This is a genomic window from Chlorobaculum parvum NCIB 8327 (assembly GCF_000020505.1).
Classification (GTDB): domain Bacteria; phylum Bacteroidota; class Chlorobiia; order Chlorobiales; family Chlorobiaceae; genus Chlorobaculum; species Chlorobaculum parvum_A.
Genome location: NC_011027.1, coordinates 565,002 through 588,138, shown reverse-complemented (window position 1 = coordinate 588,138; position 23,137 = coordinate 565,002). Strand labels below are relative to the sequence as shown.

24 protein-coding genes are annotated in these 23,137 nt (G+C 56.8%); 9 read left to right on the top strand and 15 right to left on the bottom strand.

Features of this window, described 5'->3' with window-relative positions; translation table 11 throughout:
• Positions 1-12: 12 nt before the first annotated feature.
• Both CPAR_RS02790 and CPAR_RS02785 read right to left on the bottom strand, forming a co-directional pair.
• Positions 13-258, bottom strand: coding sequence for a hypothetical protein (locus tag CPAR_RS02790; protein WP_012501802.1), 246 nt, complete (start codon positions 256-258; stop codon positions 13-15).
• 49 nt (positions 259-307) lie between these two features.
• Positions 308-691 carry a DUF2780 domain-containing protein gene (locus CPAR_RS02785; RefSeq protein WP_012501801.1) on the bottom strand — a complete coding sequence of 128 codons (384 nt, stop codon included), beginning with the start codon at positions 689-691 and terminating at the stop codon, positions 308-310.
• A gap of 392 nt (positions 692-1,083) precedes the next feature.
• Here CPAR_RS02785 and CPAR_RS02780 point away from each other — a divergent pair, with 392 nt between their 5' ends.
• The gene (locus CPAR_RS02780; protein WP_012501800.1) at positions 1,084-2,640 is read left to right on the top strand and encodes a YifB family Mg chelatase-like AAA ATPase; all 1,557 of its coding nucleotides are present in this window, start codon (positions 1,084-1,086) and stop codon (positions 2,638-2,640) included.
• A 123-nt stretch (positions 2,641-2,763) separates the two neighbouring features.
• Here the strand turns inward: CPAR_RS02780 and sppA are convergent, their stop codons facing one another.
• Positions 2,764-4,521 (bottom strand): signal peptide peptidase SppA, encoded by a 1,758-nt coding sequence (gene sppA / locus CPAR_RS02775; RefSeq protein ID WP_041466108.1) that lies wholly within the window; start codon positions 4,519-4,521, stop codon positions 2,764-2,766.
• A gap of 49 nt (positions 4,522-4,570) precedes the next feature.
• Positions 4,571-5,554 (bottom strand): ABC transporter ATP-binding protein, encoded by a 984-nt coding sequence (locus CPAR_RS02770; protein ID WP_012501798.1) that lies wholly within the window; start codon positions 5,552-5,554, stop codon positions 4,571-4,573.
• Positions 5,555-5,679: 125 nt separating this feature from the next.
• On the opposite strand from CPAR_RS02770, the gene rsmI reads away from it, so the two are divergent.
• The 5 genes from rsmI (at position 5,680) to acs (ending at position 14,328) form a co-directional block, all read left to right on the top strand.
• On the top strand, positions 5,680-6,411 hold the full coding sequence (gene rsmI, locus CPAR_RS02765) for a 16S rRNA (cytidine(1402)-2'-O)-methyltransferase (protein ID WP_012501797.1): 732 nt from the start codon (positions 5,680-5,682) through the stop codon (positions 6,409-6,411).
• Positions 6,395-7,249 carry a pantoate--beta-alanine ligase gene (gene panC / locus CPAR_RS02760; RefSeq protein WP_012501796.1) on the top strand — a complete coding sequence of 285 codons (855 nt, stop codon included), beginning with the start codon at positions 6,395-6,397 and terminating at the stop codon, positions 7,247-7,249. Before rsmI ends, panC begins: the two co-directional genes overlap by 17 nt.
• Positions 7,250-7,446: 197 nt before the next feature.
• Positions 7,447-9,645, top strand: a complete 2,199-nt coding sequence (locus CPAR_RS02755) for a polyribonucleotide nucleotidyltransferase (RefSeq protein ID WP_012501795.1) — start codon at positions 7,447-7,449, stop codon at positions 9,643-9,645.
• A 112-nt stretch (positions 9,646-9,757) separates the two neighbouring features.
• The gene (gene leuS, locus CPAR_RS02750) at positions 9,758-12,181 is read left to right on the top strand and encodes a leucine--tRNA ligase (protein WP_012501794.1); all 2,424 of its coding nucleotides are present in this window, start codon (positions 9,758-9,760) and stop codon (positions 12,179-12,181) included.
• A gap of 167 nt (positions 12,182-12,348) precedes the next feature.
• Complete coding sequence (acs, locus tag CPAR_RS02745; RefSeq protein WP_012501793.1) at positions 12,349-14,328, top strand: acetate--CoA ligase; 1,980 nt, start codon at positions 12,349-12,351, stop codon at positions 14,326-14,328.
• Between the two features lie 72 nt (positions 14,329-14,400).
• Here the strand turns inward: acs and CPAR_RS10930 are convergent, their stop codons facing one another.
• From CPAR_RS10930 to CPAR_RS10925, 6 genes are all read right to left on the bottom strand, one after another.
• Positions 14,401-14,556: a hypothetical protein gene (locus tag CPAR_RS10930; protein WP_012501792.1), complete on the bottom strand. Its 156-nt coding sequence runs from the start codon at positions 14,554-14,556 to the stop codon at positions 14,401-14,403.
• Between the two features lie 30 nt (positions 14,557-14,586).
• Positions 14,587-14,877: an ArsR/SmtB family transcription factor gene (locus tag CPAR_RS02740; RefSeq protein ID WP_012501791.1), complete on the bottom strand. Its 291-nt coding sequence runs from the start codon at positions 14,875-14,877 to the stop codon at positions 14,587-14,589.
• A 53-nt stretch (positions 14,878-14,930) separates the two neighbouring features.
• Complete coding sequence (locus tag CPAR_RS02735) at positions 14,931-15,233, bottom strand: (2Fe-2S) ferredoxin domain-containing protein (RefSeq protein WP_012501790.1); 303 nt, start codon at positions 15,231-15,233, stop codon at positions 14,931-14,933.
• A 25-nt stretch (positions 15,234-15,258) separates the two neighbouring features.
• The gene (locus CPAR_RS02730; RefSeq protein WP_012501789.1) at positions 15,259-15,573 is read right to left on the bottom strand and encodes a type II toxin-antitoxin system RelE/ParE family toxin; all 315 of its coding nucleotides are present in this window, start codon (positions 15,571-15,573) and stop codon (positions 15,259-15,261) included.
• A complete protein-coding gene (locus tag CPAR_RS02725) occupies positions 15,570-15,812 on the bottom strand; it encodes an addiction module protein (protein WP_232203930.1) in 243 nt (80 codons plus the stop codon). Before CPAR_RS02725 ends, CPAR_RS02730 begins: the two co-directional genes overlap by 4 nt.
• A gap of 202 nt (positions 15,813-16,014) precedes the next feature.
• Positions 16,015-16,209 (bottom strand): hypothetical protein, encoded by a 195-nt coding sequence (locus tag CPAR_RS10925; protein WP_156773355.1) that lies wholly within the window; start codon positions 16,207-16,209, stop codon positions 16,015-16,017.
• Between the two features lie 193 nt (positions 16,210-16,402).
• Here CPAR_RS10925 and CPAR_RS02720 point away from each other — a divergent pair, with 193 nt between their 5' ends.
• A complete protein-coding gene (locus tag CPAR_RS02720) occupies positions 16,403-16,954 on the top strand; it encodes a hypothetical protein (protein WP_012501787.1) in 552 nt (183 codons plus the stop codon).
• 95 nt (positions 16,955-17,049) lie between these two features.
• Here the strand turns inward: CPAR_RS02720 and CPAR_RS02715 are convergent, their stop codons facing one another.
• A complete protein-coding gene (locus CPAR_RS02715) occupies positions 17,050-17,352 on the bottom strand; it encodes a hypothetical protein (protein WP_012501786.1) in 303 nt (100 codons plus the stop codon).
• 122 nt (positions 17,353-17,474) lie between these two features.
• Positions 17,475-17,951, bottom strand: coding sequence for a TspO/MBR family protein (locus CPAR_RS02710; protein ID WP_012501785.1), 477 nt, complete (start codon positions 17,949-17,951; stop codon positions 17,475-17,477).
• Positions 17,952-18,154: 203 nt separating this feature from the next.
• Here CPAR_RS02710 and CPAR_RS02705 point away from each other — a divergent pair, with 203 nt between their 5' ends.
• Positions 18,155-18,973 (top strand): inositol monophosphatase family protein, encoded by an 819-nt coding sequence (locus CPAR_RS02705; protein WP_083762351.1) that lies wholly within the window; start codon positions 18,155-18,157, stop codon positions 18,971-18,973.
• 57 nt (positions 18,974-19,030) lie between these two features.
• On the top strand, positions 19,031-20,434 hold the full coding sequence (locus CPAR_RS02700) for a bifunctional UDP-3-O-[3-hydroxymyristoyl] N-acetylglucosamine deacetylase/3-hydroxyacyl-ACP dehydratase (RefSeq protein ID WP_012501783.1): 1,404 nt from the start codon (positions 19,031-19,033) through the stop codon (positions 20,432-20,434).
• Between the two features lie 421 nt (positions 20,435-20,855).
• Here the strand turns inward: CPAR_RS02700 and CPAR_RS02695 are convergent, their stop codons facing one another.
• The 3 genes from CPAR_RS02695 to CPAR_RS02685 form a co-directional block, all read right to left on the bottom strand.
• On the bottom strand, positions 20,856-21,410 hold the full coding sequence (locus tag CPAR_RS02695) for a CDP-alcohol phosphatidyltransferase family protein (protein ID WP_012501782.1): 555 nt from the start codon (positions 21,408-21,410) through the stop codon (positions 20,856-20,858).
• A gap of 127 nt (positions 21,411-21,537) precedes the next feature.
• Positions 21,538-22,101: a crossover junction endodeoxyribonuclease RuvC gene (gene ruvC / locus CPAR_RS02690; protein ID WP_012501781.1), complete on the bottom strand. Its 564-nt coding sequence runs from the start codon at positions 22,099-22,101 to the stop codon at positions 21,538-21,540.
• A 146-nt stretch (positions 22,102-22,247) separates the two neighbouring features.
• Positions 22,248-23,003 carry a YebC/PmpR family DNA-binding transcriptional regulator gene (locus CPAR_RS02685; protein ID WP_012501780.1) on the bottom strand — a complete coding sequence of 252 codons (756 nt, stop codon included), beginning with the start codon at positions 23,001-23,003 and terminating at the stop codon, positions 22,248-22,250.
• Between the last annotated feature and the right edge of the window lie 134 nt (positions 23,004-23,137).

The following is a 23,137-nucleotide window of genomic DNA, read 5'->3' as shown; positions in this document are numbered from 1 at the left end:
CCTTTGACAATTTTAAAGCTTGGCAAATGCTTCATCAAAATCCTTTGCAGCGGCATCGGTAAACACAAAGTTCTTACGAATATAGGCGAGGGTATTTTTCTCCGTCTCGGTTACTCCCTGGCCGTCGGCGGCTGATTTGAAGAGATCAGCAACTTCGTCTTTCGATAACTTCTCTTCACCTTTACCAGTCGTATGTTTTTTGGCAAGGTCAAGCAGTTCTTTTTCGTACTTCTCGCCATCGATGGTTACATAAGCCATAATCGACCTCCTGTTAATTTTATGCGTTATGTAAAAATACGTTATGAATTTAACCAAGTACGTTTGCAAGCATACCTTCCAGGGCATCCCCACCTTGAGATTTGACAAATGAAAGGACGATGGGAACAAATTTAGCGATCATGTCAGCATCCAGATTCAGCTTGCTGAACCCTCCAGCCAAGGAAACAAGATTTCCAAGCTGACCTCCACTGCCGCCAAAAGAAGAAGCAAGTCCCCCTAACACGCTGGACAAACCACCGGAATCAGGAGCAGATGAAATGAGTCTATCGATGCCTGGAATCGCCTCTGTAATCTGACTGAATTCTCCTGCGCCTAATTTCTCCTGAGCCAGTTTGAAGAGCAATCCTGCGCCGCCACTGGCTTGCTGCTCCGAAACATTGAGCTGGCTTGTCAACATGTTCAACAACTCCATACTTGCTCCCGTTTTTTAACGACGCAACACAAAACAGTTCAACAGTGCGTTTTGCATCTGAAATTATAGCCGCAGCCAATAGAGTAATTCTTACTTAGAATCTTAAACAAAGAAATAACAACTTCATAATCATTTACGACTAAGCAGCCCAAGTTAACGTACATTTAAAGCAATAAAGCGCCACCATGAAACGCCGCTCACAAACGGCACCGTCCTGATTGCCTGAAAAAGCATTAAGCATCATCAAAACAGCATGAACACAACAAAATCACGCACTGACGACATGGAATTTGCCGTAGTTTTTCACATATTTGGAAAAACATGCCGGTCATAGCCCCCCTATCTTTGCTTGACCGTTGCAGACAGTGATCCAACCCCTACTCCTCGTCTCTATGCTCACCAAGCTCTGTGCGGCTGCACTCGTTGGCATTGATGCCCTGAAAGTTGAAATCGAAACAAATGTATCAGGAGGATTGCCGGCCTTCACGGTGGTCGGCTTGCCAGACAGCGCAATCAAGGAGAGCCGGGAACGCATCCTGACGGCGATCCGCAATTCTGGCTTCGATCTGCCATCGAAGAAGATCACGGTGAACCTTGCGCCAGCCGATGTCAAAAAGGAGGGGACCTCCTTCGATCTCGGTATCGCGGTCGGCCTGCTGGGTTCACTCGGCGAGATCAAGGGACAGCTTGAAGATACCATCGTGCTCGGTGAGCTGGCGCTGGACGGTTCGGTGCGGCGCATCAACGGCACCCTGCCAATGGCCGTTATGGCCGCGCGGGAGAACATCCGTTGGATGATCGTGCCCAAAATGAACGCAGCAGAAGCAGCCGTAGCCATTTCAGCGGCGGGCGCGAAGACGCAGGTGTTTGGCGTCGAATCGCTGGTCGAGACCGCCGGACTGCTCAACGGCACCATCACCCCTGAACCGGTGAAGGTGGATGTAGCCAACCTGTTCGACTGCGAGCCGGAGTACCCGGTCGATTTCGCCGAAATCAAGGGACAGCAGGCAGCTAAAAAGGCGATTGAAATCTCAGCGGCTGGCGGCCACAATCTGCTGATGATCGGCCCTCCCGGCAGCGGCAAGACGCTTTTGGCCAAGGCGCTGCCAAGCATTCTGCCGCCGCTCGGCTTCGAGGAGTCGCTCGAAACCACCAAAATCTATTCGGTCTCAAACCTGCTCGAACGCAATAGCCCGCTGATGATCAACCGCCCGTTCCGCAGCCCGCACCACACCACGAGCAACGTGGCGCTGATCGGCGGCGGTGCAATGGCCAAGCCGGGCGAGGTGAGCCTGGCCCACAACGGCGTGCTGTTTCTCGACGAGCTACCGGAGTTCACCCGGAACGCGCTCGAAGTGCTGCGCCAGCCGCTCGAAGACCGCGAGGTGACCGTGTCGCGCGCGGCGCTCTCGACGCGCTACCCGGCGGGCTTCATGCTGGTGGCGGCGATGAATCCCAGCCCCGCCGGGCCGTTGAAAGATCGCGACGGGCTGCCGACCGCCACGCCGGAGCAGATCCGGCGCTACCTCTCTAAAATTTCCGGCCCGCTGCTAGACCGCATCGACATCCACATCGACGTGCCCAAGGTCGAGAACATCGAGCTGTTTTCGAACGGATCTGCCGAAAGCTCCAGCGTGATCCGCAAGCGCATCATCGCCGCGCGCGCCATCCAGCAGAAGCGTTTCGCCGACCTGCCTACGCCTCGCATCTTCACCAATGCGCAGATGAACGCCAAACTGATCCGCACCTTCTGCAAGCTTGACAAGCAAAGTGCCGACAAGCTGATGGAGGCGATGAACCGCCTGAACCTCTCGGCCAGAGCGCACGACCGCATCCTGAAAGTAAGCCGAACCATCGCCGACCTGGAGGGATCGGAACAGATCGAAATGAAGCATCTGGTGCAGGGTATCCAGTACCGCAGTCTCGACCGTGAGTTCTGGAGTTTTTGAGGGAGTGGGGAATCAGACAGATCGATCCGATCCGTCCGATCTGTCTGATTGAAAAGCGAAGTCGTTCGCCATTCCGAAGGGCAGCTGCGAGGGCTGCCCCTACTAATTATCAACGATCCATGGTCAATTCATCTCAACCCCAAACGGCTGGATTGCAAGCACTTGAGGCTCTTCAGTGCGGAGCAGGAAGCGAACGGTTGCCGTACCGGGAAGCTGTGAGACAGGAAGCAACCTCGCAAGCGATTGGGTGGCCAGATGATCGGACATGTCCGCAACAGCCTGCACGGCATCTCCATCAAAAAAACGTTCGATCCAGGTTTTGCGGGCAGGCAGATAGAGCATTTCCGGCTTTGTCCCCTTTTTCAGCTTGGCAAGCCGGCTCGCTTCCTGCACGGCATCATTGAGCCCGCCGATCTCGTCAACCAGACCAACCTCGACCGCCCGCTTGCCACTCCAGACGCGGCCACCAGCCACGGCTTCGACCTGCTCGGCAGTCAGATGCCGGCTTTTGGCAACCTTGCCGGTGAAGTCCTCATAAATGTGCCCGGTGGTTTCGACAAATTTCCTGAAAGCGGCATCATCGAAAGGTTTGAAAGGCGTGTAAGCATCGGCAAACCGCCCGCGGGTCAGCACCTCACGGTGGATGCCGGTTTTTTCGAGCAGGCCACTGAAATCCGGCTTGAGGGCGAACACGCCAATGGAGCCGGTCACGGTCAACGGCTGGGCGTAGATTTTGTTGGCGGCAAGAGCGACCATGTACCCTCCCGAAGCCGCGCTGCCCGACATCGAAGCGACCAGCGGCTTTTTCTGTGCGGCCTCCTCAAGCAGTTCGAGCATCGACGATGCGGCCAATGCCTCACCGCCCGGGCTGTCGATCCTGAGCACGATTGCCTTGACCTTTGAATCATCAAGTGCGGCATCAACCGCCCGGCGAACCGAAGCGACATCGATCTCTTCGTCATCCCCCATGCCCGCAATACTGTCGCCGACAATCAGGCCGTTGATGGTAATGACGGCGATGCGATTGCCGGTGCCATGAGGCTCCAGGTCGCCGGTGGAGGAAAGGTAGCTCCCGGCGTTGACCACCAGCTCATCGAAGGGCTTGCCGAAGCGTTTCCGGTACTCCTTTTCAAGCTGCCGGATGGAGAGCACGCGATCGATCAGCTTCCGCTCAAGCGCCTGCTCGGGGGTCAGGACGGCCAGCGAGTCGATCACCTCGCGGAACGCATCCCTGCCGATATGCCGACGCCGGGCGACCTGGTCGAGATAGTTGGCCCACGAATCGTCGAGCAAGGAGTTCAGCTCTTGGAGGCTCTCCGGACTCGGTGAGTTCCTGGTATAGGGCTCAATGGCGCTTTTATACTTTTTCCACTGCGCAGCCTGAAAGCCAATGCCAAGTTTTTTGAGCGGTTCGGCAAAGAAGAAGAGTTCAGCCTTGAAACCGTCAAGCTGCATCCACGAATTTTTCTGCACGATAATCGAATCGCAGGCGACGGCAAGCAGATAGTCCTTGTCCGCCGGCGTGCGCAGCAGTGCGGTCACTTTTTTCCCCGACTTCCGGAGAGCATCGATCGAACTGCTCAGCTCCTGGATTTTCGCCGTGGAGGTGCTGAGCCCGTCGATGTCGAGCAAAACGGACTCGACTCGCTTATCGCTCTGCGCCCGGTCGAGAATGGTCATCAATGCTTCGAGCGAAAGCGGCTCGGCTCTCTGGCCAAATGAAAAAAGCCCCGAATCCGGCGAACGTTCTTCGATCTGCCCCTTCACGGGAACCCTGAGCACGAATCGTTCGGGCAGCTTGTCGCTCCAGGAGCTTGCCAGCCAGACACCGCCAATGAGAAGCACAAAAAGCACGACCACCGTCAGGCATCCTGTGAGCAAACAGCCCCGTTTTTTTTGGTTTTGCGTCAGTCATAATTTCATGGATGAATCACTGATAAAGCAGACAGCTCACCCGGTGCGATGAGTCATCGTTCAATGGCAACAGCTCAGGCTCGCGCCGCCGGCATTCGTCCATCGCCACGGGACAACGCGGATGAAAGCTGCATCCCTCGGGAATCGAAAGCGGGCCGGGCAGGTCACCCTTCAGCACGATGCGTTCGTGCTTCCGGTCGAGCTCGGGCATCGGAATGGCCGAGAGCAGCGCTTGCGTGTACGGGTGCTTCGGATTCGCATACAGCGTTCCGGCATCGGCAATTTCGACGATCCGGCCCAGGTACATCACCGCCACGCGATCGGAAATGTACTCGACCACGGAAAGATCGTGCGCGATGAAAAGGTAGGTCAGCCCCAAATCACGCTGCAAATCCTTGAGGAGATTGATGATCTGCGACTGGATCGACACATCGAGTGCCGAAACCGGCTCGTCGCAGATGATAAACGAAGGGTTGACCGCAAGAGCCCTGGCGATGCCGACGCGCTGCCGCTGGCCACCGGAGAATTCGTGGGGGTAGCGGCTGGCGTATTCGCTATTGAGCCCCACCCGGTCGAGCAACTCGTCGATCTTCTGCGAGGTGGCTTTCGTGCCTTTGGTGATGCCATGTACTTTGAGCACCTCGCCAAGCATCTGCCCCACCGTCAGGCGCGGATTGAGCGAACCGAACGGATCCTGAAAAATCATCTGCATCTCCTTGCGGAGCGGCCTGAACTCTTTGTTGCCGAGTTCGGCGATTTCGCGCCCGCAGAAGACGATCCGGCTCCCTTTCGAGGGCTGTACCAGGCGCACGATTGCCCGGCCGAGGGTGGTTTTGCCGCAGCCCGACTCGCCCACCAGCCCGAGGGTTTCACCCTTCAACACCTCGAACGACACGCCGTTGACCGCTTTGGCCACCTGCTTGCTGCCGGACAATCCGGAGCTTCTGACCGGAAAATGAACTTTCAGTCCGCTAACCGACAGAATCTGTTCACGCTGCATGGGGTTCGGCTCAATCTGTTTGTCATATTTTTTGCTATAATAAGCAGTAATAATAGACAATAAAGTACCAGCTTGCCAAAAATAGCGGCATACGTAACGAGACTCCAACACTCCGGGCAACGACGTTGAACACACGAGACGATCATAAAGGCACCCTCTACGTGGTCGCCACGCCACTCGGGAATCTCGACGACATGACGTACCGGGCGGTCAACACACTCCGCGATGCGGGCGCCATCGCCTGCGAAGACACCCGCCGCACCTCGATTCTGCTCAAACATTTCGGCATCCCACACAAAAAGCTGCTCAGCTACCACAGCTTCAACGAAGAGCGGGCGGTGCAGCAGATGACGGCTCTGCTCGACGAGGGAACCGACGTTGCGCTCGTAACCGACGCGGGCACGCCCGGCATCAGCGATCCCGGCTACACCATGGCGAGCGCTGCGCATGCCGCGGGATTCACCATCGTGCCGATTCCGGGCGCAAGCGCACTGACGGCGGCCCTTTCGGTCTGTCCACTGCCGATCAGCAGCTTCTACTTCGCCGGATTCCTGCCGCACAAGAAGGGCCGCAAAACCCGCCTCGAATTTCTCGCCGCGCTGCAAAGCACGGTGGTGCTCTACGAATCACCGCACCGGATCGGAAGGCTGTTCGAAGAGGTGAACACCTACCTGCCCGGCGCAACGCTTTTCGTCGCCCGCGAAATCACCAAAATTCACGAGGAGTTCGTCACCGGAACGGCAGACGAGCTGATTGAGCACTTCTCCGGCACGAAAGTCCGGGGCGAATTTGTCGTGGTCGTCCATCCCGCAGGCAAATCAAAAAAACAGAAAGAGTACGATGCAAATCATCACTGATCCGGCTGAAATGCAGAAAATCGCCGAAAAGCTTCGGCTCCAGCACCAGTACATCGGCGTCGTCATGACGATGGGCGCGTTGCATGAGGGACACCTGAGCCTGGTGAAGCTCGCAAAGGAGAAAGCCGGAACGGTCATCATGAGCATCTTCGTCAACCCGACGCAGTTCGGCCCCGACGAGGATTTCCACCGCTACCCGCGCCCGTTCGAAAAGGATGTCGCTTTGGCACGCTCGGCAGGCATCGACTACCTCTTCGCGCCTACGACGGAGGCGATGTACCCCGAAGGCTACTCGACCAGCATCGATCCCGGCCCCGTCGCTACACGGTTCGAGGGCGCTTCCCGGCCCGGCCACTTCGGCGGCATGGCCACGGTAGTGGTCAAACTGCTCGGCATCACCCGACCGCACCTGGCCGTCTTCGGCGAGAAGGACGCCCAGCAGCTCGCCATCATCCGGCGCGTGGTGACCGATCTGAACATCGGCACCACGATTCTCGGGGCTCCGATCGCCCGCGAAAGCGACGGCCTGGCCACCAGCTCGCGAAATATCTACCTCAGTTCCGATGAGCGCCAGCAGGCAACGGCGCTTTACCGCGCCATCCTGTACGCCGGAGAGCAGATCGAACAGGGCAGAGCCGACTTGGAAGCGATCGCTGCGGAAGCCGAAGAGCTCGTGCTCTCCGAAAAGGATACCCAGCCCGACTACCTCTGCTTCGTCGATGACGCCACCTTCGAGCGAGCCACGAAAGCCGTTCCGGGCAAAGCCTACCGGCTCATCATGGCTGTGCGCATCGGTTCGACCAGGCTGATCGACAACTGGCGGTTTGACTATCAGTAATGCACAAAAGCGGGAGCAGCATGAAAGCGCTGCCGATACTGGAAGGCAACAAATTTATAGTATATTATTTGACTTTGTAATTTTTTGAATTGGCTTCGACCGCGACCGGCATCAAGAGCCCTGATTTCCCCAGCGAAATGGCATCGTCCCGAAGGTCCACCGAAGAGGTTCATCACTACTAACCACAACAGATTTACATGTTTATCAAAAAAGAGATCGATCTTGGACAGGGTAAGGTAATCACGATCGAAACCGGTAAAATGGCCAAACAGGCCGACGGCTCGGCAGTCGTCAGGCTCAACGACACCATGGTGCTCGCCACGGTGGTTTCAAGCAAAACACCTCCCCCGCCGAGTCAGGACTTCTTCCCGCTTCAGGTCGAGTACCGCGAGAAATATTCCGCAGCCGGCAAGTTCCCCGGCGGCTTCTTCAAACGCGAAGGCCGTCCTTCCGAAAAAGAGATTCTCTCCGCCCGCCTGATCGACCGCGCCCTGCGCCCGCTCTTCCCTGACGGCTACTATCAGGAGACCCAGATCATCATTTCGGTCATTTCGTCCGACACGATCAACGACGCTGACGTGCTGGGCGGCATCGCCGCTTCGGCAGCCATCATGGTGTCGGACATTCCGTTCGCAAACCCGATGTCGGAAGTTCGCGTCGGTCGCATCAACGGCCAGTTCATCGTCAATCCCGACACCGAAGAGCTGCAGCGCAGCGACCTCGACATCTGCATCGGCGGTACCGAGGACACCATCTGCATGCTCGAAGGCGAGATGAAGGAGATTTCCGAAGCCGAGATGCTCGACGCCATCAAATTCGGTCACGAAGCAATCAAAAAACTTTGCGCCTTCCAGAAGGAGCTTGCTGCCGAGGTCGCCAAACCGAAGCGTGCGTTTGCACCCACCGTCGCTCCTGCCGAGCTGGTCGCCTTCATCGAGGCCAACTGCGCAGCCGAGCTGAAAGCGCTGGCCTACACGCCGCTGGCAAAAGAGGAGCGCTCCGACAGGACCAAGGCGATCTACAAGGAGACCATCGCCAAAACGCTCGAACACTTCAGCTCCATCACCGCCGAAGAGATTGCCGCCAATCCCGAAAAGGCACTCTGCCAGAGCGAGCACATGATCGACGAGTGCATCCACGACGTCGAAAAGAAGGTGATGCGCCACATGATTCTCGACGACAGCAAGCGCCTCGACGGCCGTACGCTCGAACAGGTTCGCCCGATCAGCATCGAGCTGGGCCTGATTCCGAGGGCTCACGGTTCGGCGCTCTTCACCCGCGGCGAAACGCAGGCGCTGGTCACGCTCACCCTCGGCACCAAGAAGGACGCCCAGTCGGTCGATACGCTCACCGACGACAAAGACAAGCGCTTTATGCTGCACTACAACTTCCCGCCCTTCTCGGTCGGTGAAACCGGCAGGGTCGGCGGCACCGGACGGCGTGAAATCGGCCACGGCAACCTCGCCGAACGCGCCATCAAGATGGTGATGCCCGCCGAGCAGGAGTTCCCGTACACCGTACGCCTCGTCTCGGACATTCTCGAATCGAACGGATCGTCGTCGATGGCTTCGGTCTGCGGCGGCACGCTGGCCGCGATGGACGGCGGCATTCCGCTCAAGAAGCCGGTCTCCGGCATCGCGATGGGCCTCATCAAGGAGGGCGACCGCTACGCCGTACTCTCCGACATTCTCGGCAACGAGGATCACCTCGGCGACATGGACTTCAAGGTCTCCGGCACCCGTGACGGCATCACCGCCTGCCAGATGGACATCAAAATCGACGGCCTGGATTACCACATCCTCGAAACCGCCCTCGAACAGGCTCGCAAAGGCCGTCTGCACATTCTCGACGTCATGACCGAAGCCATTCCCGAATCGCGCGAAGATATCGGTAAATATGCGCCACGCCTTACCAGCATCCAGATTCCGGTGGACGCCATCGGCATGGTGATCGGCAAGGGCGGCGAAACCATCCGCAGCATCACCGAAGAGACCGGCGCAGAGATCAACATCGACGACGACGGCACGGTGACCATCGCCTGCTCCAGCCCCGAAGGCACCAAAGCGGCGGTCGAAACCATCAAGACGCTCGTCTCGAAACCGGAGGTCGGCACGATCTACATGGGCAAGGTTCGCGACATCCGCGACGAGCTTGGCGCCTTCGTCGAGTTCCTGCCGAAGACCGACGGCCTGGTGCACATCTCCGAAATCGCGCGCGAGCGCATCGCCAAGGTAAGCGACGTGCTCAAACCCGGCGAACGGGTCAAGGTCAAGCTGATCGACATCCGCAAGGATCCGCGCACCGGCAAGACCAAGTTCGCCCTTTCGATCAAGGCGCTGCTCGACACCGACCAGCCAGCCGAAACGAATGGCGAAGCAAAGCCGGCACGAGACTGAACGCAGCGAAACTGAAACAAAGGCAGTGCGGGGAAATAGCCCTGCACTGCCTTTTTTCATTACCGGCTCGGGATTATCTTCCCTGCAACATTTTCGAACAGATCAGAGACTCATGAAATACGACTTTTCAGCACTTGAGAAAAAGTGGCAAGCCCGCTGGGCAGATGAGCAGACCTTTGCCTCCTCCGCCGACCAGGATAAGCCAAAATATTACGTGCTCGACATGTTCCCCTACCCGAGCGGTTCGGGCCTGCACGTCGGCCACCTCGAAGGCTACACGGCCACCGACATCATGGCGCGTTACAAGCGCTGCCAAGGCCACAACGTGCTGCACCCGATGGGTTGGGACGCCTTCGGCCTGCCCGCCGAGCAGTTCGCCATCAAGACCGGAACCCATCCGCGCCTGACCACCGAAAAGAACGTCGCCAGCTTCCGCGAGACCCTCAAGAGCATGGGCTTCTCCTACGACTGGAGCCGCGAAGTCAACACCACCGATCCGAACTACTTCAAGTGGACGCAGTGGATTTTCCTGAAGCTCTACGAGAAAGGGCTGGCCTACATCTCGGAGGTGGACGTCAACTGGTGCGAGGAGCTGAAGGTGGTGCTGGCAAACGAGGAGGTTGACGAGAAGATTGCCGACGGCTATACCGTCGTGCGCCGCCCGCTGCGCCAGTGGGTGCTGAAGATCACCGCCTACGCCGAGCGGCTGCTGGAGGACTTGGATGAAGTGGATTGGCCGGAGAACGTCAAGCAGATGCAGCGCAACTGGATCGGACGCTCCGAGGGCGTCGAGATCGACTTCGAGCTGCGCTGCCACCGCACCAATCTGCGGGTCTATACCACCCGCCCCGACACGCTCTTCGGCGCGACCTACCTCGTCATTTCGCCGGAGCATCCGATGGCCGAAAAGCTCGCCATCGCCCAGCAGCTCGTCGAGGTCAAAAAATATATCGAACAGGCCAAGCTCAAAACCGAGCTGGAACGCACCGGCTTGCAGAAAGAGAAAACCGGCGTCTTCACCGGTTCCTACGCGATCAACCCGGCTAACGGCGAGGCGCTTCCGGTCTGGATTTCGGATTTCGTGCTCACCAGCTACGGCACCGGCGCGATCATGTCCGTCCCGGCGCACGACAGCCGCGACTGGGAGTTCGCGAAAAAATTCGGGCTGCCGATCCGCGAAGTCATCAAAAGCCCGCATGACGTACAGGAAGAGGTGTTCGACGGCAAGGAGAGCGTTTGCGTGAACTCCGCGAACGACGAAATATCCATCGACGGCCTCGACTTCAAAACCGCCTTCGACCGCATGGCAACCTGGCTGGAGTCGAAAGGCAAGGGCAAGCGCAAGGTCAACTACAAGCTGCGCGACTGGGTCTTCAGCCGCCAACGCTACTGGGGCGAGCCGATCCCGATCAAGCATTACGAGGACGGCACGATGCGCCCCGAAACCAACCTGCCTCTCACGCTACCGGAGGTCGAGGCCTACCACCCGACATCGACCGGCGAGTCGCCCTTGGCCAATATCGAGAGCTGGCTCTACGGCGAGGACGAGCACGGCAAGTTCCGCCGCGAAACCAACACCATGCCGCAGTGGGCCGGAAGCTGCTGGTACTACCTGCGCTTCATCGATCCGCAGAACGGCAACGCGCTGGTCGATCCGTCGCGCGAGCAGTACTGGATGAACGTCGATCTCTACATCGGCGGCGCGGAGCACGCGGTGCTGCACCTGCTCTACTCACGCTTCTGGCACAAGGTGCTCTACGACCTCGGCGTGGTCAGCACCAAGGAGCCGTTCCAGCGCCTCTTCAACCAGGGCATGATTCTCGGCGAAGACAACGAAAAGATGTCAAAGTCACGCGGCAACGTCATCCCCGCCGACCACGTGCTGAGCACCTACGGCGCGGACGCCGTGCGGCTCTACGAAATGTTCCTCGGCCCGCTCGAACAGGTCAAGCCCTGGAACACCCACGGCATCGAGGGCATCAGCCGCTTCCTGAACAAGGTGTGGCGACTGGTCTGGGACGAAAACACCGAGACGCAGAAAACCACCGATGACAAACCGTCGGAAGCCGTCCTCAAACGGATGCACAAGGCGATCAAAAAGGTGACCGAAGATACCGAGCAGCTCAAATTCAACACCGCCATTTCGGAGATGATGGTGCTCGTCAATGAGCTGACCAAAACGGGATGTTACAGCCGCGAGACGACTGAAACCCTGCTCGTGCTGCTCTCACCTTTCGCACCACACATCACCGAAGAGCTTTGGCAGACGCTCGGCCACACGGAGTCGATCAGCGGAGCCGTATGGCCGGTCTTCGACGCGAAGCTTGCGACGGACGACGTGCTCACCATCGCCGTGCAGGTCAACGGCAAGCTCCGCGGTACGTTTGAAGCTCCCGCGGGCTACGCGAAGGAGGATATGATCGAGTCGGCCAAAAAGGTCGAGAGCGTCGCAAAGTTCCTCGAAGGGCAGCAGATCATCAAGGAGATCGCCGTGCCCGGCAAGCTGGTGAACTTCGCCGTAAAACCGCAACAATGACAACGACGTGATGAGATGAGGTTCTTGGTATGATCTGTTTTTTTTCTGTAACTTTTTAGTCACGATATACAAGGGGTTCGGCAGGCCCCTTACCAAACTCCGGCCGAACCGTCGGCGCTCTCTCAAGGAGCAGCAGACATTTTTTTCAATACAAAACCGTATTACCAATGGCTACTGAGCAAACGAAAGGCCAGTCCTCTGAATCGATCAGTTCGGTTCTCTCCGAGCGGAGGAAGTTTCCACCGCCGGAAGCGTTCTCTTCCCAGTCGCACATTTCAAGCATGGAGCAGTACGAAAAACTCTATGCCGATGCAGCCGCAGATCCCGACAAGTACTGGGGCGATCTGGCGGAACAGTTCCACTGGTTCAAGAAATGGGACTCGGTGCTTCAATGGAATGCTCCGTATGCCAAATGGTTCAATGGCGGCACGACCAACATCGCCTACAACTGCCTTGACGTACACGTCAACAGCTGGCGCAAGAACAAGGCGGCCATCATGTGGGAAGGCGAAGAGGGCAACGAGCGCATCCTCACCTATGGCGAACTGCACCGCCAGGTCAGCAAATTCGCCAACGTCCTGAAAATCGCCGGTATCAAACCGGGTGACAAAGTTGCCATCTACATGGGCATGGTGCCCGAACTGGTCATCGCCGTGCTCGCCTGTGCTCGTGTCGGTGCAGTGCACAACGTGATCTTCGCCGGCTTCTCGGCACACTCCATCACCGAGCGCGTCAACGACTCCCACGCCAAGCTGGTCATCTGCTCCGACGGCACCCGCCGCCGTGGTGGCACCATCAACCTCAAGAATATCGTCGACGAAGCGATCGTCAACACTCCTTCGGTCAAAAACGTCATCGTCCTCAAAGTGACCGGCGAAGAGATCCACATGCACGACGGCATGGATCACTGGTGGCACGACCTGATGGGCCTGGCCATGGACGAATGCGAACCGGCACAGGTCGATTCCGAGCACCCGCTCTTTTTGCTCTACACCAGCGGCTCAACCGGCAAACCGAAAGGCATCCTGCACACCACCGCCGGCTATATGGTGCACGCTGCCAGCTCGTTCAAATATGTGTTCGACATCAAGGACGAAGACATTTACTTCTGCACCGCCGACATCGGCTGGATCACCGGCCACACCTACATGATCTACGGCCCGCTGCTCAACGGCGCGACCGTCTTCATGTACGAAGGTGCGCCGAACTACCCGCAGTGGGATCGCTTCTGGGACATCATCAACCGCCACAAGATCACGATTCTCTACACCGCTCCAACGGCCATCCGTGCCTTCATCCGCGCCGGTAACGAGTGGGTCACCAAGCACGACCTCAGCTCGCTCAGGCTGCTCGGCACGGTCGGCGAACCGATCAACCCCGAGGCCTGGATGTGGTATCACAAGTATGTCGGTCAGGAGAAGTGCCCCATCGTGGACACCTGGTGGCAGACCGAAACCGGCGGCATCATGGTCTCCCCGATGCCGGGCGCAACCCCGACCAAGCCGGGCACGGCCACCCGCCCGCTGCCGGGCATCATGGTCGATGTCGTGCGCAAGGACGGCACGCCGTGCAACGCCAACGAAGGCGGCTACCTGGTCGTCAAACACCCGTGGCCCTCGATGCTCCGCACCATTTACGGCGATAACGAGCGCTACGAAAAGACCTACTGGTCGGAGTTCCCCGGCATCTACTTCACCGGCGACGGTGCGCGCAAGGACGATGACGGCTACGTCTGGATCATGGGTCGCGTCGATGACGTGGTCAACGTCTCCGGCCACCGCCTCGGCACCAGCGAGGTCGAGAGCGCTCTCGTCTCCCACGAAGCGGTCGCGGAAGCCGCCGTGGTCAGCCGTCCGGACGACATCAAGGGCAACGCGCTGGTCGCATTCGTGACGCTGAAGGATGGCTACGAAGGCGATGCCAAACTGCGCGACTCGCTCGGCAAGCATGTTGCCAAGGAGATCGGCGCCATCGCCAAGCCGGACGAAATCCGCTGGGCCAAAGGTCTGCCGAAAACCCGCAGCGGCAAAATCATGCGCCGCCTGCTTCGCGAGCTCGCCACCTCCAACGAGATCAAAGGCGACGTCACCACCCTCGAAGACCTTGGCGTCATCGAGAACCTCCGCGAACAGGAAGACGAAGGCTGAGCAATCAGCGACATCAAACAAAAAAGCCCCGGCAATCCGGGGCTTTTTTGTTTCCAAAAAGACAATCGTCCTTTACTCTTTATCCTCTTTCGCGTTCTGCTTTTCCGGAACACAGGGGTGGGACGGCTGGTCGCCGTGGCACTGCTTGATGGTTTCGGGCGAGCATTTTTCGGGGGTGCCTTTCAGCATTTCTGGCTTCTGGCAGCAGCAGGATTTTTCTTCACTCATGATTTAACTCCGGTTGGATTGATGATGCTTTCACTCATTTTCATTCGTGACGCCGAGCAACGCTGACGCAATCCCGTTCCATTCGGCAAGCACATCCCGATCCACGCGGTAATGCACCGAATAACCGCGCCGTTCAGGAAGCACGACTTCCGCATCGCGCAAGACCCGGAGATGCTGCGAAACCGCCGCCGGGGTGATGTCAAGCGCCTTGGCCAGAGCATTGACGCACAGCGACCGCTCCTTCAGCAGCTCGACGATCCGAACCCTTGAACCAACGGAAAGCACCTTGAACATCCGGGCTATCTCTTCAGCGTTACTCATCAAATCAATCTAATTAAGTGAACGCGCAAATACTAAAACATTTTCAAACAAGCTCAGGCCTCGCTCATCAAGCGCTCGATCGTGGACAAAATTTCGTCCACATCATCCGGAGTGACACCGGAAAACCAGAGCTTCTGCGGATAAATCATCACATTCGGCCCCTCGCCACAAACCCCCAGGCAGCCCGACGTCGAGACCCGCACTTTCCCTTTCCACCCTTTCGCATCAACAGCTTCTTTCAATTTCGCTTTCAAAAGCTGACTGTCACCATCCGCACAGGATTTCCGCTCGCCCTTGCGGTCGTTGGTGCAGATAAAGACATGAGCGAGGTATGGTGATTCGTTTTGAATGAGCATGATAGTTTTTCTGAATTCTATAGTTTTAATCCTTTTCACCGGAACCGGAACTCCTCTTCAACCAATATCCCGGTTTGCGTTTAGTGTGCGCCAACGCAATAACGTAGATGTAATCCGGCTCGATAGAATAAATAATTGAGTAGGGGAATTTTGGCAGGAGATAGCGTCTGAAGGGCGCTCTCAACAGTCGGTACAGAACAGGGTTCGCGACAACAAGAGAAACGGCCGTTTCAACCGCGCCCCGGAAACGACGCCCCAATCCCCTCTGGCGCTCTTCGTAATACCGGACAGCGTCCAGAAATTCAGCGCGGGCATCCGGATCGAAAATGACTGAAGTCATTCGACGATCCTGTCAGCTTCAGCAAAGACCTCCTGTGCATCGATGCCAGAGCGGCGTCCCGCTTTATATTCCCCATACCGGCGCTGCGCTTCGGTGACCCATGCGGCATCGAACTCCGTAAGAACATCCTCTCCCAGAGAACTCAGCAAACGATCAGCCAAAAAGGCCCGCTCCTGATGAGAAAGGCCAAGCACCTCGCTTTCAATTTTTTTCAATAACTCTGACATTTTTCCCTCCATACGTTGAATCGGCTACTGATTGAGAACGGCAGAGCCGCAAGCAAAAGTTTCTCGCCACTCAATCAAGGCAGCGCTTCAACTTGGCAATCACCATCCTCGCAAGATTTCCGCTCAACTGTAGAACGACTGTGGAGAAGTTGAGTGGCCTGCCGGAACAACTTATTAACAATAAATATTGAAACTCCTCTCCCGCCGCTGATAGTTAGCGCTCAATGTGGTGACGAAGAATGGACATTAATGTTTGATACTTGTCACCAGAAGCTCGAAAGGAAAGAAGTTCCGGACGATTGGAACAAAGGTATCCGTAGAACTTCAATACATCATTCTCTGTGCGTTCATTGTCAGGGCGCTTTAACCATTCCTGGACGATCTGAGGTTCTACTTCGGCACGTTTCATATCCTCTCCCGATTTCTAACATTGATTATAATAATCCACATAAAACGCAGATTTTTGATTTTCACTCCATATAAGAGGCACTCAGCAACATCCGCCCCATGCACCAAGCACTCCGATCACACCGCCACACATCCAGCAAAAATTCCCTACTTTTCAAGGTAATCTTTCCACCGAAAATAAAATCCCCCTAACCATGCGACCAGCACACATCATCCGGATTCTTCCGCTCTGCACCGTCCTGCTTTTCGCAGGATGCGGCGGCAACTCGTCTCAGCAATCTGACTCCAACGGCGGCAATGCGGCAGTTCAGCAGCAGGCCTCGAAAATCATCGAACCCTGCCAGCTCATCACGCAGGAAGAGGCGGCGAAACTGCTCGGCGAAACGGTCAAGCCTGCGGAGAAAAGCGAGCAGAAAGCAGTCGGTATGAAGCTCTGCCTTTACGACCCCGCCAGCGGCGAACCGATACCGTTCCTGCAGGTCTCGCTGACGCAGGACGCCTTCTTCCCACCCGGCGGCGTTGGCACGGCTTCGATCTACAACAGCCTGAAGGATAACTTTAAGGATATGAGAACCGATGTCGAAGGCGTGGGCGACGATGCGTTCATCACAACCGGCGGCATCTACATTATGGCTGATGGCTACTACATCCAGATCGGAGCCGGAAACACCAGCAATGCTGCCATCCGCGCACGGCTCGTCGAGGCAGGAAAAATGGCTGTCGCGAAGCTGAAAACGCTGGAGTAACGTCACAAAAAAAAAGCCCCCCTTAGCAGACGGCATTCAGGGGGGCATATGGTAACGAGATTTCGTGTAATCGGGCAAGCCGCTCTTTCACAACACTATCTCAAGGCTATTCCACATTTCCAACAGTAATGCGGATTCAACGAGCGTCCCAAATACTTGTTGCAAGCCGGGCATCGCCAGTTCCTGAACGAAAAAACAAGCGCACCGATAACCACAACGAAAAAGACAGGCACAACCATTGCAATTGGATACGTCCCAAGCACCATGCCTGTGCTTTCATTTGCCGTAACGTAGGGAATCATCAAAATGATGAGCAGGCCTGACACCACCATTTGCTTTCGGCGTATGCTTGCAAATTGCCTCTTGAACTCCTGCTTTTGCCTTTCAGTGTACTCCATGATGTACCTCCATTGCCCAAGGTTCCTGAGAATCTGATGGGAGTGACAGAAACGCCCCTCCCGTTCGTCCTTTTAGTTCCATTATACAACCCTGACGACTTATAAGCCAACTGGAAAAGGCTTTACGGATTGAGCTGGAGAATAGTAAAGTTCAGAAAAGAGGCAAAGCTCACCCAGGCGAGATAAGGCACAAGCAAAAGCGCAGGCGGTTTCGAGACCTTGGAGAAAGCGAGGATAGTCAGGACGATAAAAATCCAAAGCAACGCAATGACAATCAACCCTGCAAGCGGCGACTGCATTCCGAAAAACGACGCCGACCAACCGAGGTTCAGGATGATCTGAACCGCGAACAGCGCGACACCGATTTTGACCTCTTTTTTCTCCCATCCCGCGCCCAGCACCTTTGCAAGCGCCGTACCCATCATGATGAAAAGAATTGTCCAGACAGGTGGAAAAAGCCAGTCCGGAGGATTCCATTCCGGTTTGTTGAGCGTCGTGTAGTACCAGGAACCCGGCTCCGGAGTGAAGCTGCTGCCTGCAAAACCGACGGCAAGGCAAAGGCCGATGCAAAGCGCGAGGGTGAGTATCTGTTTGTTCATAATGAGTGGTTGTTTGACGAATCTGGAATATCACACTAAGAAGCTCCATTTTCGTTAGTTAATTCCCTGCAGGTTGAGAGCGCGGGGAAATACGCTACCGGTTGATTGCTATTACATGGGCGGTCACAAGAGCCGCCCCTACAATTCGCTGGCAAATGATATATTGGGCCAACCATTTTCATTCATCTAACACCATGCAGCATATGAACCTCGAACTCCAGACGGCCATCAAGGCAGCCAAAGCGGCAGGCGCGATTACCCTTTCGCGATTCGGCGAGCTTTCGCAGCGGGAAATCGTCGCCAAGGAGCACAAGGATTTCGTGACTGAAGTCGACAAGCAGTGTGAGGCGGTGATTTCTGCCACGATCACCGAAGCATTCCCCGACGACGGGCTGCTCTGCGAGGAGGGAACCAGCGGCAAGGGCGCATCCGGGCGAACCTGGATTGTCGATCCGCTGGACGGCACGCTGAACTTCATCCACTCGTTCCCGGTCTTCGGCATCAGCATCGCCATGACCGATGCGAATGGCGAACTGGCGGTGGGCGTGGTCTATCAGCCAGTGCTCGACGAGCTGTTCACCGCCGTCCGGGGCGAGGGCGCATTCCTGAACGGTGACCGCATCGGCATTTCGACGCGCGAGGACAAGCAGGGCTTCCTGTTCGCCACCGGCCTGCCGTTCAGGGATTACGATCACTACATGGACGGCTACATCGCCATGCTGCGGGATGTCATTGCCGATTCGGCAGGCATCCGACGCGCCGGTTCGGCCTCCATCGACCTGGCCTACACCGCCGCTGGACGCTTCGACGGCTTCTTCGAGTACCGGCTCTTTCCGTGGGACTTCTCGGCGGGCGTGCTGCTGGTGCGCGAGGCGGGCGGCATCGTAACCGGCATCGACGGATCTGATGACGTGTTCGCCCATACGAGCATCCTTGCCGGAAGCCTGCTCACCCACTCACTCCTGCTCGAAAAAGCCCGGAAACATTTCGGCACCGGAAGCGCTGGCAGCTCCTCAATTTGAACAGTTTACGCCACTTTCGTATCTTTTAAATTTTCCATCGCAAGCTTTTCGCTATCCATGCTCATCAATCAGCGTACCATCCAGGGCGACGTTTCGCTCACGGGAACCGGGCTCCACACCGGCCGGGAGTGCACCATCACCTTCAAACCCGCACCGGTCAACACCGGCTATATTTTCGTCAGGAACGACATTGATGATTGCCCGGAAATTCCGGCGCTGATCGATCACGTCGTCGATGTGCTCCGTGGCACCACCATCGGCATCGGCGATGTCAAGGTACACACCACCGAGCACGTGCTTGCCGCCCTGTACGGTTTGCAGATCGACAACTGCCGCATCGAACTCAGCGGGCCTGAACCGCCGGTGCTCGACGGCAGCGCCCATCCCTTCGCAGAAGCGATTCTTTCCGCAGGCATCGCCGAGCAGGATGAACCGAAAAACTATCTCGTGATCGACGAGACCATCGAGTTCCACAATCCGGAAAAGAGCGTGGACATCGTGGCCCTGCCGCTTGACGGCTTCCGCATGACGGTAATGGTCGATTACAAAAATCCGGCGCTCGGCTCGCAGCACTCCGGCCTGTTTGATCTCGACAAGGAGTTTCTGCGCGAGTTCTCCCCATGCCGCACCTTCTGCTTCCTCTCGGAGGTAGAAGCGATGGCCAACCAGGGCATCATCAAGGGTGCGGATATTGACAACGCCGTCGTGATCGTTGACAAGCAGCTCGATGAAACCGAGGTGCAGACGCTTGCCGACAAGGTTGGCGTGGACGCTTCGCACCTGGTGCTCGGCCAGAACGGCATCCTGAACAACCGCGAACTGCGCTTCACCAACGAACCGGCCCGCCACAAACTGCTCGACCTGCTCGGCGACTTGGCACTGCTCGGGATGCCGGTCAAGGCGCAGATCCTCGCCGCCCGTCCCGGCCACGCCTCGAACGTCGAATTCGTCAAGCAGCTCAAGAAGTACGCCGACCGCAACAAGCTTGCCCGCCAGTACCAGCACGAGAAAAAAGCTGGCGTCATTTTCGACATCAACGCCATCCAGAACATCCTGCCGCATCGCTACCCGTTCCTTCTGATCGACAAGATCGTCGAGTTCAAGCTCGACGAAAAGATCGTTTCGATCAAGAACGTCACGATGAACGAGCCGTTCTTCCAGGGCCACTTCCCCGGCAACCCGGTGATGCCCGGCGTGCTCATCATCGAGGCGATGGCGCAGACCGGTGGTATCATGATGCTCAACGGCAAGGAGAACATCAAGGAATCGGTGGTCTTCTTCATGGGCATCGACAAGGCGCGGTTCCGCAAACCGGTACTTCCCGGCGACACGCTGGTTATCGAAGCGGTCATGACCAACATGCGCCGCACGGTCTGCCAGTTCGACGCCAAAGCCTACGTACGTGGCGAGCTCGTCTGCGAAGCCTCGCTGATGGCGACGGTCATGGACAAGAAAAACTGAGAATCAGCCTAAAGCAAAACATGAAAAGGCAGCCTCGACAGAAACAACGTCGAGGCGGCCTTTTCCGCTTTTCCGGGAGACATAAACAGTAGAGTCTGACCAAAACTCACGACATCCGTGTCGGAAAACACTGGCTGGCGCTGAAATACGTCATTCGAGTAAAGTTTTCCACATCAATCCACACCCTGCCAACAGCTCTTCCAACAGGTTACCCACAACTTATCAACACTGTTGACAAAACCGAAACTAGCGGGGTAAATCCGGATAAAATATTATTAATAAATAGCTTAAGCAGGAATAACAATAAGCGTACCCATCATCTTGCGCACACTTATCCATATTTATAGCGTTAATCCGTGGATAACCTTTACAGGCAAGGGAATCGGGGGATTTGGCAGGCAGAAAATTTCGGCAGATGGGCTCAGCTTTTGAAGTCGAGCCCCTTCTGAATACGGTAGAAACGGACGCAATACTCGATAAATGAGTACAACAGCGTCGCGGCCGAAAGGTACATGAAGAACTCCTTGAGCGGCCATTTCTGGAAGATGGGAAGCGGCCAGACCATCGTGATAAACATCATCGACACAAATCCGACGGCCCACTTTCCAGGCCAGAGCGAAGTGGTGAGCACGTTGTGCCGGTGACGAATCCAGGCCGCGCCGAAAAAAATCACCAGATCACGAAACACCACGAACGCCACAAACCAGATCGGAAGCTCACCTTTCCAAAGGTAATAGAGGGCGACGCTGGCCAGGCAGAGCTTGTCGGCAAGCGGATCGAGAATCTTGCCCATGTCGGACACTTCGTTGGTCCAGCGGGCCGTCTGGCCATCGAGCCAGTCGGTGAGCAGCGCGATGAACATGATAATCACCGCGGTTGACGTCTGGCCCGCATCCAGATAGTAGATGAACCAGGGAATCAGCAGAATCCTCAGGAAGCTCAAAGAATTGGGAAGATTGAAGATATGTCCCTGCACAATTTTTCCTGTTTGGTTCCGTAACTGGCCCGAAGGCCATCCTGAGCTTCACTGAACGAAATTGGTTGCCGAATCCACACCGCGGGGGGTGAGATGCGACACTGCGCTTTTTACCGATGATACGCTATCACGCCAACAGTTCAGGATGTGCGTCCACGAAGGCTGCCCATCCCTTGCTTCGGCTTTTTCCGCTCCCGGTCATGCCGCAGTGACCAGTCAGGGAAGCACCTCTTGAAAGATCGCAATATGCGATGCCAAGCGCGTCGGTGACATCAAGCGGCTTCGGCGCTTCTTCGAGCCCCAGCAACCGAGGCAACATCGACGCAACCTGCTCTTTGCGCGCGGCGCCGGTGCCGGTCACCGCAAGCTTGATCTCCCTCGGCGCATATTCACGCACGGGCAATCCGAGCTTTATCACCGTGGCGAGCACCGCGCCCCGCACCTGACCGAGAATCAGCGCGCTCCGGACGTTGCGCCCGACAAACGCGGTTTCAAGCGCAACCGCTTCGGGCTTCATGTTTGCGATCACCTCTTCGAGTCCTGAACAGAGCTGGCCGATCCGTTCGTGCAGCGTTCCGGAAGCGGCGGGACGAATAAGCCCGCAACCGAGCACCGAGAGACGCCCCTCCGCTTCGGCGATCACGCCATAGCCGGTCTTGCGACTGCCCGGATCAACGCCCAGCACAATCATTTAGGCACCTCTAAAAAGTGTCGTGAGCGATTCGAGTGCAAGGCGGCTGGAGCGCAGAAACCGGAGCGTACAGATAGTACGTGAGGATTTCGAGCACCACATAACGCAGCAATCGGATCGCGCAACAAGTTTTTAGAGGTGTCCATTTACTCTTCTTCAAGCGCGCTCATGACGCTTTCGCTGATGTCCATGTTGCTGTACACAGCCTGGGCGTCGTCGCTGTTTTCGAGCGCATCGATCAGCTTGAGCGCCTTGCGGGCATCCTCGACATCGAGCTCGACGTAGTTGTCCGGAATCATGTCCATCTTGGCATTCTCGAACGGAATCTCCGCCTCTTCGAGCGCCTTCTTGACCGGCTCCAGATCCTTCACGTCGGTCAGCACCGTGTAGTACTGTTCGTCGTCGCTCTCCAGCTCTTCGAGGCCTGCGTCAAGCAGCAGTTCCATCAGGTCGTCCTCGGAGATAGCCGACTTTGGCACCTCGATGGAACCCTTGCGATTGAACATCCAGCCGACGCTGCCGTTCTCGCCGAGCGATCCGCCGCTGCGACTCATCAGGTGGCGGATGTCGGCCACGGTGCGGTTGCGGTTGTCGGTCGCAGTCTCGATGATGATCGCGATACCGCCGGGGCCGTAGCCTTCGTAGGTAATCTCTTCATAGGTCGCGCCTTCCAGTTCACCGGTACCCTTCTTGATGGCGCGCTGGATGTTGTCCATCGGCATCGAGTTGGCACGTGCCGTATCGATGGCGAGCCTCAGACGCGGGTTGCCCGACGGATCGCCGCCGCCCATTTTGGCTGCGATGGTGATCTCCTTGACGAGCTTGGTGAACAGATTTCCTCTCTTCTGATCGGTGGCGGCCTTTTTGCGCTTGATGGTCGCCCATTTACTGTGTCCTGACATAGATTACGAGCCGATGATTGATAGTATTCCGGAAATGACGCGGTTATGAAAAGATTTGTTTTACTTTAGGAAAAGCAAATCCTGCGGGGTCAAAAATAAAAGCACCTCCAAAAAAGTGACGTAATCCCGGCTTG

Coding starts and splice junctions, on each gene's coding strand:
- CPAR_RS02685 (WP_012501780.1), bottom strand. CDS start 23,003: ATGTCAGGACACAGTAAATGGGCGACCATCAAGCGCAAAAAGGCCGCC.
- CPAR_RS02715 (WP_012501786.1), bottom strand. CDS start 17,352: ATGGAGTACACTGAAAGGCAAAAGCAGGAGTTCAAGAGGCAATTTGCA.
- panC (WP_012501796.1), top strand. CDS start 6,395: ATGCAAATCATCACTGATCCGGCTGAAATGCAGAAAATCGCCGAAAAG.
- CPAR_RS02700 (WP_012501783.1), top strand. CDS start 19,031: ATGCTCATCAATCAGCGTACCATCCAGGGCGACGTTTCGCTCACGGGA.
- CPAR_RS02780 (WP_012501800.1), top strand. CDS start 1,084: ATGCTCACCAAGCTCTGTGCGGCTGCACTCGTTGGCATTGATGCCCTG.
- CPAR_RS10925 (WP_156773355.1), bottom strand. CDS start 16,209: ATGAAACGTGCCGAAGTAGAACCTCAGATCGTCCAGGAATGGTTAAAG.
- CPAR_RS02755 (WP_012501795.1), top strand. CDS start 7,447: ATGTTTATCAAAAAAGAGATCGATCTTGGACAGGGTAAGGTAATCACG.
- CPAR_RS02720 (WP_012501787.1), top strand. CDS start 16,403: ATGCGACCAGCACACATCATCCGGATTCTTCCGCTCTGCACCGTCCTG.
- CPAR_RS02790 (WP_012501802.1), bottom strand. CDS start 258: ATGGCTTATGTAACCATCGATGGCGAGAAGTACGAAAAAGAACTGCTT.
- CPAR_RS02735 (WP_012501790.1), bottom strand. CDS start 15,233: ATGCTCATTCAAAACGAATCACCATACCTCGCTCATGTCTTTATCTGC.
- CPAR_RS02725 (WP_232203930.1), bottom strand. CDS start 15,812: ATGGAGGGAAAAATGTCAGAGTTATTGAAAAAAATTGAAAGCGAGGTG.
- CPAR_RS02770 (WP_012501798.1), bottom strand. CDS start 5,554: ATGCAGCGTGAACAGATTCTGTCGGTTAGCGGACTGAAAGTTCATTTT.
- leuS (WP_012501794.1), top strand. CDS start 9,758: ATGAAATACGACTTTTCAGCACTTGAGAAAAAGTGGCAAGCCCGCTGG.
- acs (WP_012501793.1), top strand. CDS start 12,349: ATGGCTACTGAGCAAACGAAAGGCCAGTCCTCTGAATCGATCAGTTCG.
- ruvC (WP_012501781.1), bottom strand. CDS start 22,101: ATGATTGTGCTGGGCGTTGATCCGGGCAGTCGCAAGACCGGCTATGGC.
- CPAR_RS02710 (WP_012501785.1), bottom strand. CDS start 17,951: ATGAACAAACAGATACTCACCCTCGCGCTTTGCATCGGCCTTTGCCTT.
- CPAR_RS02740 (WP_012501791.1), bottom strand. CDS start 14,877: ATGAGTAACGCTGAAGAGATAGCCCGGATGTTCAAGGTGCTTTCCGTT.
- CPAR_RS02705 (WP_083762351.1), top strand. CDS start 18,155: ATGAACCTCGAACTCCAGACGGCCATCAAGGCAGCCAAAGCGGCAGGC.
- CPAR_RS02730 (WP_012501789.1), bottom strand. CDS start 15,573: ATGACTTCAGTCATTTTCGATCCGGATGCCCGCGCTGAATTTCTGGAC.
- CPAR_RS10930 (WP_012501792.1), bottom strand. CDS start 14,556: ATGAGTGAAGAAAAATCCTGCTGCTGCCAGAAGCCAGAAATGCTGAAA.
- CPAR_RS02785 (WP_012501801.1), bottom strand. CDS start 691: ATGGAGTTGTTGAACATGTTGACAAGCCAGCTCAATGTTTCGGAGCAG.